This window comes from Aminobacter sp. BE322 (genome assembly GCF_050433525.1).
Classification (GTDB): domain Bacteria; phylum Pseudomonadota; class Alphaproteobacteria; order Rhizobiales; family Rhizobiaceae; genus Aminobacter.
The window spans coordinates 1-14643 of record NZ_JBNPXB010000037.1 but is presented as its reverse complement, the minus strand read 5'-3'; the positions used below and the strand labels follow the sequence as shown (position 1 = coordinate 14643).

Below are 14643 nucleotides of genomic sequence, written 5' to 3'. Positions count from 1 at the left end.
GAGACTCGCGCATATCCGATCATCATGGGGCAGGGGCTTTCGCTGCTATGCTCACCGCCCGAATCTAGCGGGTGCATCCCGTCGCGAAAATCCCTATTGTGCGACTGTCGCGGGTTTTGGGATTTTCGCGACAACGCTGCATCATCGAAATTGATTGAACAATGAAGTCACCTGAAATCCACATCTTCGAGAAGATAGAAGCCCTCCGCGTAGAACTCGCACGTCCTGTTGTCGTGGCGCTCGACGGGGGAAGCGGCTCCGGTAAGTCAACGATTGCGGCAAGGTTAGCGACGCTGACCGACATAGCTTTGGTTACGCTGGACGACTTCTATCAGACGCAGGTTCCCGAGTCCGAGTGGCCCCAAAAAACCGTGGCGGAACGGTTGAACGGCGTTTTCGAGTGGGACCGCGTTCGCGAGGCAATAGAGCCTCTACGCAAGGGGGAACCTGCACAGTGGCGAGCTTTCGACTTCATGCAGGGATTAGGCCCGGATGGCACTTACAGCCTCAAGGACGAATTTACCGAAGTCGCGCCAGCGCCCACGATTCTGCTCGAAGGAGCTTATTCCGCATCTCCGTTCCTTCGGGATTTGATCGACCTCGCTGTGATCGTGGATGTGCCGACCAAAGTGCGGCATGAACGGACTGCTGCGCGCGAACAGGGCGCGGAGGACTTCTTAACCGCGTGGCATGCTGTTTGGGATGATGTTGAAAGCTACTATTTCGAGCGCGTCTGCCCGCCAAGGTCTTTTGATCTGGTGGTCCAAAACTAAATTTCTTCGCGCTCTTTATGTCTCGCAACTCCTAAATCCTGCACCACGTCCGCAGCGGCCCGGAATCCGGGCCGCGACGTGTCGCGAAAGTCAGTCGCACAAGTTTGACTTTCGCACCTGACTTTTGCGACAGAATTTTCCCTGCAAATTCAGCGCCGCCGATTTTGATGCGAAAGTCAGGATTTCCGCGACAACTGACCGAGCTTTTTGAGTTGAAACTTTACAATCTAGAATGTATAGCGACGGCTGCTCAAACCGGATGGATTCCCAATGACGGCCTCACATTCAAACCGATGGCTCTTGCTGGTGACGGTGGCTGCCGGCCTGCTGCTCATCACCCTCGACAACTCCGTCCTCTATACCGCCCTTCCGACGCTCACCCGCGAACTCGGGGCGACGACCACGCAGGGGCTATGGATCATCAACGCCTATCCGCTGGTCATGGCCGGCCTGCTGCTCGGTGCCGGAACGCTTGGCGACCGCATCGGCCATCGCACAATGTTCCTCGCCGGCCTTGTCCTGTTCGGCATCGCGTCCATCGTGGCTGCGTTCTCCCCCACGCCGGAAGTGCTGATCGCCGCCCGCGCCTTCCTCGCCATCGGGGCATCTGCCATGATGCCCGCCACATTGGCCCTGATCCGCATCACCTTCACCGTCGAGCGCGAGCGCAACATCGCTATCGCCATATGGGGTTCCATCTCGATCGTGGGGGCCGCCATAGGCCCGATCATCGGGGGATTGCTGCTCGAACATTTCTGGTGGGGGTCAGTCTTCCTTATCAATGTTCCGGTGGTGATCGCGGCTTTCATCGGGACGCTGCTGGTCGCGCCGAAGGTCGCCGGCGACGGCTCGCGGCCGTGGGACTTGCTGTCATCAGTTCTGGCATTGGCCGCGCTGTCCGCGCTCGTGATCGCAATCAAGGACGCGGCCAGCGCCAATCCGTCTTCGGCCGTATTGAGCGCGGCCTTGCTCGTCACCGCAGCGGCGGGCTTCCTGTTCGTCCGGCGACAAGCGCGCTTGCCGTTTCCGCTGCTCGACTTCTCGATTTTCCGCAACCCGGCCTTTTCGTCTGGCGTGCTGGCCGCCGCCATGATGATGTTCGCCTTGGGCGGTATCCAGCTCGTGACGACGCAGCGGTTCCAACTCGTCGCCGGCTATTCCCCGCTGGAGGCCGGCTTGCTGGTTTCCGCCGCCGCCATCGGCTCGTTGCCGACCGCGCTGCTCGGCGGCGCGCTGCTGCACCGCATTGGCCTGCTCTACCTGATCGCGGGAGGGCTTGGGGCGGGGTCGCTCGCCGTGCTGCTGACGGCGTGGGGACTGTCGCAGGGAACGGGATGGGTGCTTGCAGGTATGTTCCTGACCGGCGCGGGGCTTGGAGCCGCTGCGTCGGTCGCGTCCACGGCCATCATCGGCAACGCGCCCGTGCATCGCGCCGGCATGGCCGCCTCGGTCGAGGAAGTGTCCTACGAGTTCGGCGGCCTGCTCGCCGTCGCCATTCTCGGTAGTCTGCTTTCGGCGCTCTATACACTCGGGATCGCCCTGCCCGAAGGCGCTCCCGTGGAAGCGCGCGACAACATCGCCACCGCTCTCACGCTGGCGGCCGGAGACACGGCAAACGGGCCGGCGCTCGTCGCGGCTGCATCCGCTGCCTTCGACAATGCCTATCTGGTGGTGATGTATGTCGGGGCTGCGCTATTGGCGGCCGGCGCGATCGTGACCGGGGTTCTTCTGCGCCGTTACGGGCCGGGGTCGCAATCCTCGCTCTATCCATCATCCCACTAGTTCGCGGAGGGCATCATGCGGACCAGAAATCGCAGGAAAATCCTCGACGCGATCATCGCCATTGTCGAGCGTGACGGCATTACCGCTGTCACCTTCGACGCCGTTGCGGCCGAAACCGGGCTGACGCGCGGCGGCTTGCTCTACCACTTCCCGTCGCGGGAGGCGCTTATCCTCGCGGCCCACCAACATCTTGCCGACCAATGGGAGGCGGGCATGGAGAAGATCGCGGGCGGCAAAGCCGACACGGTGGAGCCGGCCGAACGCGATGCGGCCTATATCCAGAGCTGCGCGCAGATGGCCCGCCGCGTCGAACTTCTGATGATGCTGGAAAGCGCCGGCGAGCCGGACCTTGATTCCTTATGGCAGGGCGTTCTTGACCGCTGGTCGCCGCCGGTTCCTGACGACGACGATCCGGCAGCCCTCGCGCGCTTCGTCGCCCGTCTTGCTGCTGATGGCCTGTGGGTCCACGAGGCAATGTCCAACCGGCCATTGCCGGCCAAGCTCAAGGAGCGTGTCTGTCGTGAGCTGGTGACGATGGCCGAAAGCATGACGCGAGATAGTAAGAACTCATAGACTTTGTCGCGAAACTCCCAAAACATGCGACAGTTTTAGCCTGCTTCACCCGGCTTGCAGACGTTCCGCGATGAAGTCGGCGCGCTGCTCGATCCCTACCAGCGGCAGCTCTACAATCTGATAGCCAAGCCGGGTGTAAGTTTCGGCCATGACTCGGCCGGTCGCCTCGGCCTCCTGCCGGTCCTGCTTGCGCTCGGCGTCCTGCGCGAAAATGGCACCCCAATACGGGGCGAGGAAAACCCGCTCGTTGTAGGGATGAATTTTCGCCGCCGCCTCAATATGAGCCGGGACAGGCAGGCCGCAGAGCGTAAGATAGCCGACAACATCAGGAATCCCGCGATCCATCAGGACAGGCGCGTCACTCGCAAGAGCCTCGTGATAGGAACGCAGCTCCCAACCCAACATGAGTTCGGCAAAGATGGCCCGATCCGCCCAAGGCAAGGCTGGCCCGCCGATCCTGACTTGATCTTGTATGATCGCCCGGCCGGCCTCGGGCATCGTGCGGAAGCCGCGCCGGGTCATGGCGTCAATCAGGCTGCTTTTGCCGGAACCGGGGCCGCCAGTCACGACGAACATATGTTGAGCGTTAGCCATAGAAACTCCTTCCACACTACTGCGCCGGCGCTTTCACCGTGATCGTGCATCGCTGATCCTCGCCGGCCGTGCGCGCGGCCTCCCAACAAGCCGCTACCGCCTCCCTGTTCGTTTCAAGGAGCTGGTCGGCCGAGGCCACGCGCTGCCACGCTTCCGGGCTGCCGAACGCCATGAGGCTCATACCGGCCTGCCACGGCCTTTCGCCCATGACGACGCTGGCGACACGCGGCGCGGCCGAGAACGGCAACAGGCGCGGAAGGAACAACATCACCAGCGCGCCGGCGAGCAGGCCGACCGCGAAAGCGGCGACAAGCCACCAATCTTGCCGGCTACGCTCCCGCGCGCCGGCGACGTGCGCCGAAAGATTGCGGCCGGCGCGCTCGAGGTCGGACGCCTGCCGCTCGAGCTGTTGCGCGGCGGTGCGTATCAGGGCCTCGCCGCTGCGCTCGAGGAGCGCCGCATAGTGCGTCGCGCCCTGCCGGAGAATAGGCGATTGCTCTACGCCGTGCATCCGCTCCGCAACAGTGTCGAGCGCCTGCACGAGCTGGGCGAGCTGGGGCTTGTAGTCCTGCGCCGGCTCGATCTTTTCGAGCTGGTCGAAAGCCGCTTCCAGCCCACGCCGCATCACGGTCATTTCCGCGCCGATCTGCGCGCCCTGCGTCTCGATCGTGCGCCGGAGCGCATCGAACGCGGCGGCCGGGTCGCCGGCGTCCTCGTCCAGTGCTTGCCGTGCGATTCCTTCCCTGTCGTCGTCCAGCTCCGTCATATTCTCCGTGCCTACCTTCCCAAACCGATGCCCCGGCTAATCTGCCGGCTGCGTGACATTTCTTCTTGTAGCTGATGGGCGATGCTCTGCCCCCGGCGAAGCTCCTGCCCGATTCCAAGCTCCTGCCGGCGATTGCGCAGGATGGAATCTACCTGCGGGTCACGTTCGAGGCTCTTGGTCAGGCCGTTCATCTGGCTTTCGACCTTGGCGCGGGCATCGTCGTGCTGCCAGCCGCGAAGCTCCCGGCGCTGGCCCTGTAGTTCCTGCCAGCGTTCAACAAACCGCTCGGCCCTGACATTCGGGTCTTGCAGCGCGGCGTTTTCGCGCTTCATCCCGTCGATCACCTGCGCGACACGCTCCCGGCCGGAAAGCTCGGTCATGGCGCGCGCCGTCGCCGGGTCGTTTTGCAGGGTCGAACGCATCAAATCTTTCATGCCGTCGCGCACCTGGTCGAGCTGCTGGCCGGCATCGCCCATTTCCTGCCGCTGCATGTCGAGGACCGGCAGGCCCTCGCGCCGGTGCTGGTCGATCGACTGATAGGCCCGCGAATAGCGGTCAACGGCCTGCTCAAGCGGCGACTGCCCCCGCGCCCGCTCGGCCAGCCGGTCGGGCGCCGGCGCCTGCCGCAAGCTCCCTTCCCTTTCCGGCCGTCGCTGCATCCGCGATGCCTCGCCGCGCTCCTGTGAGGGCGCAGGGCGTGCATTGAGCTTGAGGCCGGCGAACATACCGCGCCGCTGCTTCTCGGCCTGCTGCGGCCGTTTCTGGTCGATCTGCGGGCCGTCCTCGCCGGCGCGGTCTGGCTCGCGGCTCTCGGCCGCCGCGCCGCGCCCGAGTTTCAGGCCCTCGAACGGATTGCGGCGCTGCTGTCGATCGCTGGCGAGATCTTCGCGCGGATCTGCACGAAGATCCTGCGCGAGATCCGCGCCGACTTTTTGCGAGGATCTCCGCTCAAGGGCGTGATCCCCGGCCGTCGACTCCCGTTCCGCACGTAGCCCGGCGCGCTCGGCCGGAATCTCGATCTCGCTGCGGACGCCCATTTGCTCCGCGATCCCGCGCCGCTCGGCAAAGTCGCGGGTATAGTCGAGCGTCGTTTCCTTCACGCCCGACCGGGACAGGCGGCGTTCTAGCTGGCTATAGGCCAGCTCGCCGGCGTCCTGAACCTTCCATGTGTTGCGGTGCGTCTGCGTCCCATCGGGCAAGGTGACGGGGGTGGAACCCTCATGCTGTAGGCCGATCTTCTCCCCGATCTCCGGCGCGGCCTCCTTCATGGCCCGCTCTAGATCGACGCCCCATAGGGTGCGCTGCTCGCCCTTGTCGTTTTCCAGCGTCACGAAATAGCTGTCGGACTTCTGCGGGTCATGCTCGAAGGGCGCGGCCCCATGCTCGACCAGCCGGCCGGCATTGGTGAACTCGTCCTGTGCCGCGTAGAGCTGCACCCCGTCACGATGCCGGGTCATGGCGACATAGGTTAGATGCCGGTCCATCGTCCCCGACGCCATCACATAGGAGCGATCGACCGTCGCCCCCTGATTTTTGTGAATCGTCGTCGCATAACCGTGGTCGATCGCCTGATAGTCGCCCATCGGCACGGAAACACTATCGCCGCCCCGGCCGTCGAGCTGCGCGACGATCCGGCCCGCCTCGACATGCTCGACCGTGCCTAGCATCCCGTTTTTCACGCCAAGGTCGCGGTTGTTCTCCAAGAACACGATGCGGTCGCCCGGCGCGAACTCCCTCTGCCCGGTATTGGTCTGGAAGGTCAGCGCCCGGCCCGGCCCTTCCCGCTCATGGGCGACGTCGCCCGGCGCAAGGCTGTCGTCGGCCACGCGCGCCAGCTCGCCCCGTGCCAAAACACCCCGGTCCTGTAGCTCGGCCCGGATCGCGTCATTGATGGCGCGAACATCGGCCCGGCGATGCGCCATCGCAACCCGGGTGCCGTCCGGACGTTCATCGCGATCGGCAAGGTAGTCCCGCACGATCTGGCCGCGCGCGTCCTCGCCTGTCTCGGCAAAGCTGATATTGCCGTGATCCCGATAGGCCGCCAGCCCCTCGGCCGTCCGGTGCGTGGCGAAGTCAATGGAAGCGTCCCGCTGCCAGTCCACGCGCTGCCGGCGAATCTCCGACAGCTCGGCATGGCCGATTTCCTCCGTGATCGCCCGGAACGGTGCGCCGGCCCCGATCGCCTGCAACTGCTCATGGTCGCCTACAAGGACGATCTTCGCCCCGCGCGCCTCGGCCTCGCCAACGAAGCGGGCGAGCTGGCGGCTCCCGACCATGCCCGCCTCGTCGATCACGAACACGTCGCCGCGGCCGATCGTGCCGCGGTCGTTCTCCCAACCGCGGGACCATGATGCGAGGGTGCGGCTCTGGATGCCGGAACTTTCCTCCAAGCCCTCGGCCGCCTTCCCCGACAGGGCCGCGCCGTGGACCTGATAGCCTTCGGCCTCCCACGCCTCGCGCGCGGCCGCGAGCATGGTGGACTTGCCAGCGCCGGCATAACCGACAACGGCCGCGATCCGCTCCGGCCCGGTGATATGCTCGATCGCCCGGCGCTGCTCGTCCGAAAGTCGCGCCGTCTCGATCTGGCGTTCACGTTCGCCGGCGTCCAGCTCGCCCCGCGCAACCTTCCCGGCCGTGTCATGGGAAACGCTCGACCGAATGGCGGCGTCTTGGGCATCTATCGCCCGCTCGACATGCCGGCGATCGACGCCATGACCATGAGCCGCGTGCATCCGCTGCGCGCTCTCGATCATGCCGGATTCGATCTCGACCATTTCGCGGGTGGAATAGCGAGCAAGCTCGATCTCGCCCGTTGCCGGGTCCGCGCGCTCGGGCTGCAACTCGACCAGCGCCGGCGAGGCCATCACCTTCGCAAAGGCGCTCTGGAACTCCTGCGGGTCGTCGTTGATGTAGCGATGCAGCGCCCGCGCAACGTCGTGGCGATCGAACACGCTCTTTTCCCCGGTGATGAGGGTTAGAACCTGCTCGGGCTTCTCCCGGATCAGCTCGGCATTGCGCCGGGCCGCATCCTCGTCCAGCCGCGACCGCGACACGTCGAGGCCGCGCCGTTCCATCTGCGAGGCATGGACGCCCATATGCTCGGTCGGCGCGATCTCAAGCCCGCGCTCCATGTGCGAACGATGGTCGATCCGAATATCAAGCCCGGCCATTGCAAGCCGCTCGTTGGCGATCCCCTCCCACCTCTGGCGAAGGTCGCGGAGCTGCATATCGGTCGTCGGCAGGTCGTGCGCCAGCAGCCATTTGTTTTCGCGCTCAAGATAGGTCTTGTCGCCTAGCCCGTTCTCCGTCACCTGCCGCGTGGTCATAAGGATATGGGCATGGTGATTGCGAACGTCGCTCGCCTCGTGCGGTGCATGAATGGCGAAATCCACGGCCGCGCCGTAGCGGTCGGCCAGCTCCTGCGCCATCTCCCGCGCCGCCTCTAGCCGTTCCTCGGCCGAAAGCTCATGCGGCAAGGCAACCTCGAACTCGCGGGCAACGCGGGCATCCTTCCGCTTCTCGGCAAACTCGGCGGCGTTCCAGAGCGTCGAGCGATCCCGCGCCCAATCGGCGTTGACGCCTTCCGGCAAGACGATCTCGGCATGTTCGACGCCCTGCTTTGCCGTGTAGTCGTGCGTGATGCCGTCGCGCTCGTTGGTCAACTTCTCCCCGGCACGATAAGCCATAGAGGCGACGGCGCTACGGCCCTTCGCCCGCGAAACTGGCTTCATGCTGAAATGGTAGATCGCCAACCCGTTGCCTCGATCCCGTTTCCGCCTTTCCCGTCAGCTTTCTAGCTGACAGCGCGCTGAGTTACGCAGTAACTCGTAAGTGCGCCCTTCTCAACTCAATCGCTCCGCTCTTTCGTCGCTCGGTGTGGCGCTTGCGGCAAGGTCGATGCGATGAACTGAGGCCCGGATTGTGCTGCAAAACCGTCGAAAACTCAAGCTCAACGGGCAAACGCTGGAAAAGGCAGCCGGGAATGATAGTCTAGGCGAACGACCGGAAAAGGAGATTTGAAGAATGGCGCGCAAAACGATCGAACAACGCTTGGCCGAACTGGATGCGCAGCGCGCCACGCTCAAGGCCCGTCTGTCGAAGCAGGAACGCGCCAACGACACGCGCCGCAAGGTGCTGCTCGGCGCGCTCATCCTGCATCGCCTCGAAAACGGCCACGATGAAATCTCGCGCGCCCTGCCCGACTGGCTGCGCCGTGAGCTGCCCGACTTCCTGACGCGCCACGGTGACAAGGAACTGTTTGCCGACCTGATCGGCAACGCGCCGGCCGCCGAGACGACAGACAGCGCCGGGGGGACCGCCGCATGAGTCAGGCGAGACTTGCATGGGGTGCGTTCAAGAACATGATGCGGCAGGCCGCGCGTGATCCGCTATGGGCGTTCGTCGCTCTGCTCGCCGCACCTTTCCGCATCTGGAAACCGCTTCTCGGGCTTCTGTTCCTCCTTGTTATCGTCCTGTTCGTCGTCGGCTTCGGCGGCCGCTTCGCTCTCGAACAAATCGGCTTTCGCGTCGGCTCGGTTCCGGTTCTCCTGCTCGATCTCGTCACGCTGCTGGTGCTGCTGGCGCTCGCTTTCCGCTTCCTCACCAATCCGCTGATTATCCACTTCGGGGATATGGACGGCGAAACCCACGGCTCGGCCCGCTTCGCCACTGACAAGGAAACCGCCGCCCTCGCCCGCGCCGATTCCGGCCTGCTGATCGGCCGTGACGGCAAGACCGGGAAGCTCCTGCGCTATGACGGCCCGGCCCATCTGCTGACGATGGCTCCGACCAGAACCGGCAAGGGGGTGGGAACCATCATCCCGAATCTGCTCACCGCCGACCGCTCCGTGATCTGCATCGACCCCAAGGGCGAGAACGCGAAAATTGCCGGCCGCGCCCGCCAGCAATTCGGCCCGGTCCACGTCCTCGACCCCTTCGGCGTCACCGGCCAGCCCTCGGCCGCCTTCAATCCGCTGGAAGGGCTCGACCCGGCCGGCCTCGATGTCGCGGAAGATGCAAGCACCCTTGCCGACGCCCTCGTGTTCGATGAACCGGGCATGGCCGGCGAAACGCATTGGAACGAGGAAGCCAAGGCGCTTATTGCCGGCCTGATCCTCCATATTGCCGCCACCGGGCCGCGCGACAGGCGAAACCTCGCCACCCTGCGCGAATATCTCACCCTCGCCCCTGAAGCCTTCGCCGCGCTCCTGAAGGACATGCAGGCGTCAACGGCCGCCTCCGGCCTGATCGCCCGCGCCGCAAACCGCCACCTCGGCAAATCCGACCGCGAGGCGGCCGGCGTCCTCTCGGCCGCGCAGCGCCATACCCATTTCCTCGACTCGCCGCGCATGGTCGCGGTCCTCGGCCGATCCGATTTCCGCTTTGCCGATCTCAAGCGCCGCAACGTCTCGGTGTTCCTCGTCCTGCCGCCCGATCGCCTCGCCACCTATTCCCGCTGGCTGCGCCTGCTCGTCGCCCAAAGCCTCACCGACATGGCCCGCGATCCCGCCAAGCCGGCCGTGCCGGTCCTCTATCTGCTGGATGAATTCGCCGCCCTCGGCCATCTGGCTCCCGTCGAGCGCGCAATGGGCCTCATGGCCGGCTACGGCGTCCAGCTCTGGCCCATCCTGCAAGACGTTCACCAGCTCCGCGCCACCTATGGGCAGCGGGCCGGAACCTTCCTGTCAAACGCCGGCGTCCTACAGGTGTTCGGCGTCAACGATCACGACAGCGCCCGGCTTGTCTCCGATCTGCTCGGGCAGGAAACCGTTGTGTTCCAGACCATGAGCCGCGCGCTCGATTCCGACAAATCCGGCATTTCCTACGGCGAGCAACACACGGCCCGCTCGCTGCTCACCCCGGATGAGGTCCGCAACCTGCCGCAGCATGTCGAATTGCTGTTCCTCGCCGGGCAACGGCCGATCGTCGCCGGCAAGCTCGCCTATTATGCCGATCCCGAGTTCCGGGGGCTGTATGACGCTGCCTGACGTGACAAGAAACGGACCCGGCGATAGCGCCGGGACTTTGTTACGAACGGCCCTCCGGCTCTCTACGGCGCTATTGGGGGCGCGTTCGCCGCCGGGCCGGCGCGGCTTACGCCGCGATCCACCCGCCGACCTGGTGCAAGCTCTATTCAGGGAAACACCACGGCCGCGACGGTAGCCCCCCGGCCGTCCCGCTCTCATCATCTAGGGCCGTAGGGACGGCCGGGGGGCGGGTCATACGCGTAAGCATTAGCGTATTTAGCTATTTACGTATCAACGTGCATAAGGCTCGATCGGCGGCAATCCGTGCTGCGCCAGAACCGCCGAAAGCCCGGCCTCGGCCATCGCCTGAATTGTCGTTCCCTCTGCATCCGCGAGCTGGCGAAGGCGCTGCCAGTCCGATCGCCGGACCTTGACCGTAAGCGCAACAGTCTCGCCCCCTCCCCTCTTTCGCCTCGGCGTCGGGATTTCCACGGCCGGCCGCTCGTCCTCGATCGCTGCAAGGCTGGTGGCTTCCGCGCCGGCCTTGGGGCGGGTGAAGGCCGCGAGGCCGGTTGCTTTCTTTGCCATAGGTTCCGCTCCTTCAATACGCTCTTACGTATTTAGCTATTTACGTTCTAACGTGTCCTTGATCCACGCCCACAAAGCCCGGATTTCCTCCGCTGCTTTCCCTTCGGCCTCGAACTCCGTCACGGCGCTGCCGGTCGTGACGGCGCGGGCAAACGCGCGCCGGTCGGTAATCTCGCCGGGAACGATCGGCAGTCCGTAGGCTTCCAACGCCGCGCGCGTCTCCCCGATCTCGGGCGCACGGAACGGGCAGGCGGACAGGACGAACGCGCCGCGCACCTTCGCGGCCACCACGATCTCGACGGCGGCCGGGACGGCAGCGAGGTCAAACGCGGACGGTCGGACCGGAATCAAGACCAGCTCCGACCTTCGGGCGATCTGGCCGGCCGCCGGGGCGGCATGGGGCGGGGCGTCCACTACGGCCAAGGTCATGCCCTCGCCCTCGGCCGCCCTAAGCGCGGCGTCCAGCTCCCCGGCCTGTGCCGTGGCGACGATCGGCGTTCCGGCTTCCCGCGCGTTCGCCCATGCGGTCGCGCTCTCCTGTGGGTCCGCGTCGATGACGCAAACCCGTTCGCCGGTCGCCTCGGCCGCCACGGCGGTATGAACCGAAAGCGTGGTTTTTCCGCTCCCGCCCTTCTGGCTCAAAAACGCAATGACGTTCATGCGTTAATCCTTCTTTGCGTGAATACGTATTCAAGAATATAGCTAGAGACGTTACTACGTCTTTAAGCTAGTGCGGCCATTCCTCGGGTTGCCAATCCAGCGACGTGTGGATGACGCGCACGATCACAACGCTTTCCCGGCCCGCCATATCCCGCAGCTCATAAGCGATGATATAGGGCAGGCGCGCGACGGACTTCTCGTAGGTTCCTGTCACGCGACCGGGCCGGCCCGTTGCCATGTCCCCAAGGGCCTTGCCCGCGTCTCGAATCCGATCCGCAACCCGCGTGGCGGCAGGCGGGCTATCTTTGGCGATGTGCTTAACCTGCACCTTGATGTCGTCCAGCGCCTCGCGGGACCATGTGACCGACCGCTTCACGCCTTGCCCGCTTGCTTTTCGGCTTTGGCTTCCTCGATGACGGCATAGATTTCCGCCATCGCCTCATCATGGGGGATCACGCGGCCGGCCGCTGCGTCGGCCATGCCGCGCTTGATGCCGTCAATGATTTCAAGCTCGCGATCGACATAGGCGGCGACGGCCTCGCCGGCGAGGAAGGATTTGCTTCGCTGCGTGTCGTTCGCGATCCGGTCGAGCTTTTCTTTCACATCGGGCCTAACCCGAATCGTCATGGTGGTGCTGGCGGTCATGGAATCGCCTCCGCGTGTTGAATTGTGTACAGCCTAGCACGTTTTCCCGGCCGCCGCCATCGCCTTCTATCAAGGTAATGCGTTTACACGTTAATACGTATTTACGTAAATAATTAAACGCCGACCTTGCCCCTCGCTCCCTCTCGAAAGCCCGTAGGACGCTGGCCGCAGGCGCGAGCGGTGCGGATTAGGTGGCGAGGGTGCCGCTTCCCGATCCGCCCTATAAGCGGATCGGAACCGCCGCAGGGCCGCGAAAGCGGCCCGCACAGCGGCGTCCGCTTATGTTCCGCCTTTTAGATATAGATCAGATGGGGATTCAGTCTGGTTATCGGACTCACGTTTCATCACACTCTTTGCCAGCATCACGAGGGCCTTTCCGAGCGGACTATCGCCAGCGTCGAGCTGCGTTCGCTCATCGAGGGGCAGGGTGGTCTTGTAGGCGTCGATTGCCTCGCTCCATGCCTGCTGATCCTGTCCATGATCGGCAGGCGGGGGCGGGGCCTTGCCGAACCGGCCGAGAAACTGACGGGCCTTTTCCGGCAGGGACAGGCGATAGGCGTTGCTCGCCTGCTGGACCTGTGGGCCGCGCCCCTCATTCCCGGTCGGCTCGTAGCGGCGCAGCCAGTCGATGAAACCATGCGCCCGCAGGTTCTTCAGCGCCCGCACGATCGTATCGCGCGACCGGCCTAGCCGATCCATGATCGTGGTGATTGACGGCTCTAGCCGGCCGGTGCGGAAGTCGATGAGATTGACGAACAGCCGCAGCACGTCCAGCGCCACCGACCCGAGCGGCCCGCTGCGCTCGCCCTTCTGGCGCAAGCCGTCCTCGTTGTAGATTTCGGCCGCCCTCAAGATCGCCTGCACGTCCTTGCGCGTCGTCGGCCGCCATATGCGGCCCTCCGACCGCCCCCGGATATGACTATGCCGGCGAACTGGTGTCGGGCAGCGCGCGGCCGGGGGCGGGAAGATCAGCCCTAGCGCGGTCTGTCCTGATCCCCGCAACATGGCCCGGCGTTCATGGGCGAGCGCGGTGAGCTGCCCGGCCTCGTCGTCGGTGAGCTGGCCCGCGCCGTATCGGGTCCAGACCTCCCGCATGATTTCATCAAGCGCGTTCCCGCGCGCGCAGCCGATCGCGGCCGCGTAGTGCGTCCCTAACATATGCCCTCGTCCTTCCACTTGAAGGACATGACGGCGCGGACGGCAGGCACGGCACTCCCGTTTCCGCAAGAATCAATCTTGCGAATTGGAGTGCTGTAGCGTAGATAAGGGGAGAGTTAGCGGACCCCTGATCTACGGTGTGTCTGACGGCCTACAAAAACGCTCGACCGTTGGCGCGGTCGGGCGTTTTGCCGTTATGTCCCTTGCTTCGCTTCGATATAGAACCTCAACGCTTCCTCGATGATCGGGGCGCGTGCTGACACGCCCCGTTGCTCCTTGATCCTGTCGATCGCCTCGACAAGCTCGCCCGGAACATAGGTATTCAACGCCACGCGGCCGGCCGCGATCTGCCGCGCCCTGTGGGCGGCAACGCCCCTGCGAATCTCTTCCGCGCGTTCCTTCATGTTTACAACTAAGAGCAAGCCGCCCGATTCTGCAATCCCTTGCGGAAGGAACCGCGAAAGGCACTACTTCTAGGGCCGGGCGACTAAACGTAGTTGCGTCAATGCGTATTCACGTCATTGCGTTCTAAAGCCCGGTAGAGCGTCGCACGATGAACGCCCAAGAGCCGGGCAACCTCGGCCGGCTTCTTGTCCTCGCTGATGAGCTGGCGGGCGTGTGCGATCTGCTCGGCCGACAGGGCAGGGGGGCGGCCGAACCGAACGCCCTTCGCCTTCGCCGCAGCTCGGCCGGCGCTCGTGCGCTCATGGATCAAGCTGCGCTCGAACTCGGCAACGCCGGCGAAGAATGTCAGCACCATGCGCCCGGCCGGCGTCGTCGTGTCGGCCCAAGGCTCGGCCAGCGATCGCAAGCCGGCCTCGGCGTGGCCGATCCGCTCGGCTATGTCGAGAAGATCGCGCGTTGATCGGGCGAGGCGATCCAGCCGCGTCACCGTCACCACGTTGCCCGGCTGCAAATGGTCCAGCAACTTCGCCAGCTCGGGGCGGCCGCGCTGCGCGCCGGATGCCTTTTCCTCGAACACGCGCTTGCAGCCCGCCGCCTTCAGCGCCGCGCGCTGCTGGTCGAGGGTCTGGCCCTCGGTCGAGACTCGCGCATATCCGATCATCATGGGGCAGGGGCTTTCGCTGCTATGCTCACCGCCCGAATCTAGCGGGTGCATCCCGTCGCGAAAATCCCT

The 14643-nt window shown here is 64.7% G+C and carries 15 protein-coding genes; 5 read left to right on the top strand and 10 right to left on the bottom strand.

Features of this window, described 5'->3' with window-relative positions; genetic code table 11:
* Window positions 1-161 precede the first annotated feature (161 nt).
* From J2X50_RS24545 to J2X50_RS24535, 3 genes are all read left to right on the top strand, one after another.
* The gene (locus tag J2X50_RS24545) at window positions 162-773 is read left to right on the top strand and encodes an AAA family ATPase (protein WP_038301272.1); all 612 of its coding nucleotides are present in this window, start codon (window positions 162-164) and stop codon (window positions 771-773) included.
* Window positions 774-1043: 270 nt separating this feature from the next.
* A complete protein-coding gene (locus J2X50_RS24540) occupies window positions 1044-2555 on the top strand; it encodes an MFS transporter (protein ID WP_026109556.1) in 1512 nt (503 codons plus the stop codon).
* A gap of 15 nt (window positions 2556-2570) precedes the next feature.
* Entirely contained in the window at window positions 2571-3128 is a 558-nt protein-coding gene (locus J2X50_RS24535) for a TetR/AcrR family transcriptional regulator (protein ID WP_429098805.1), read from the top strand.
* A 45-nt stretch (window positions 3129-3173) separates the two neighbouring features.
* Here J2X50_RS24535 and J2X50_RS24530 read toward each other — a convergent pair whose 3' ends face one another.
* Genes J2X50_RS24530 through traA form a run of 3 tightly spaced genes read right to left on the bottom strand, consistent with a single transcriptional unit; the run spans window position 3174 to window position 8240 of the window.
* Window positions 3174-3722 (bottom strand): AAA family ATPase, encoded by a 549-nt coding sequence (locus J2X50_RS24530; RefSeq protein WP_035227934.1) that lies wholly within the window; start codon window positions 3720-3722, stop codon window positions 3174-3176.
* 16 nt (window positions 3723-3738) lie between these two features.
* Entirely contained in the window at window positions 3739-4488 is a 750-nt protein-coding gene (locus tag J2X50_RS24525; protein ID WP_017502936.1) for a DUF6118 family protein, read from the bottom strand.
* Window positions 4489-4499: 11 nt separating this feature from the next.
* Complete coding sequence (gene traA, locus J2X50_RS24520; protein WP_026109554.1) at window positions 4500-8240, bottom strand: Ti-type conjugative transfer relaxase TraA; 3741 nt, start codon at window positions 8238-8240, stop codon at window positions 4500-4502.
* Window positions 8241-8511: 271 nt separating this feature from the next.
* Between traA and J2X50_RS24515 the strand changes: the two genes are divergently transcribed.
* The gene (locus tag J2X50_RS24515) at window positions 8512-8814 is read left to right on the top strand and encodes a hypothetical protein (protein WP_035227937.1); all 303 of its coding nucleotides are present in this window, start codon (window positions 8512-8514) and stop codon (window positions 8812-8814) included.
* Complete coding sequence (locus J2X50_RS24510) at window positions 8811-10475, top strand: type IV secretory system conjugative DNA transfer family protein (protein WP_035227938.1); 1665 nt, start codon at window positions 8811-8813, stop codon at window positions 10473-10475. The genes J2X50_RS24515 and J2X50_RS24510 overlap by 4 nt, the downstream gene beginning before the upstream one ends.
* Window positions 10476-10745: 270 nt before the next feature.
* Here J2X50_RS24510 and J2X50_RS24505 read toward each other — a convergent pair whose 3' ends face one another.
* The 7 genes from J2X50_RS24505 to J2X50_RS24475 form a co-directional block, all read right to left on the bottom strand.
* Complete coding sequence (locus tag J2X50_RS24505; protein WP_035227939.1) at window positions 10746-11042, bottom strand: hypothetical protein; 297 nt, start codon at window positions 11040-11042, stop codon at window positions 10746-10748.
* 36 nt (window positions 11043-11078) lie between these two features.
* Complete coding sequence (gene parA / locus J2X50_RS24500) at window positions 11079-11702, bottom strand: ParA family partition ATPase (protein WP_035227942.1); 624 nt, start codon at window positions 11700-11702, stop codon at window positions 11079-11081.
* A 67-nt stretch (window positions 11703-11769) separates the two neighbouring features.
* Window positions 11770-12078: a type II toxin-antitoxin system RelE/ParE family toxin gene (locus tag J2X50_RS24495; protein ID WP_035227943.1), complete on the bottom strand. Its 309-nt coding sequence runs from the start codon at window positions 12076-12078 to the stop codon at window positions 11770-11772.
* Window positions 12075-12347 (bottom strand): CopG family ribbon-helix-helix protein, encoded by a 273-nt coding sequence (locus J2X50_RS24490; protein ID WP_035227945.1) that lies wholly within the window; start codon window positions 12345-12347, stop codon window positions 12075-12077. The genes J2X50_RS24495 and J2X50_RS24490 overlap by 4 nt, the downstream gene beginning before the upstream one ends.
* A 279-nt stretch (window positions 12348-12626) precedes the next feature.
* Window positions 12627-13505: a helix-turn-helix domain-containing protein gene (locus J2X50_RS24485; RefSeq protein WP_035227947.1), complete on the bottom strand. Its 879-nt coding sequence runs from the start codon at window positions 13503-13505 to the stop codon at window positions 12627-12629.
* Between the two features lie 194 nt (window positions 13506-13699).
* A complete protein-coding gene (locus J2X50_RS24480; RefSeq protein ID WP_035227950.1) occupies window positions 13700-13909 on the bottom strand; it encodes a ribbon-helix-helix protein, CopG family in 210 nt (69 codons plus the stop codon).
* Window positions 13910-14007: 98 nt separating this feature from the next.
* Window positions 14008-14643, bottom strand: a 636-nt coding sequence (locus tag J2X50_RS24475) for a recombinase family protein (protein WP_429098797.1), incomplete at its 5' end; no start/stop codon positions are given.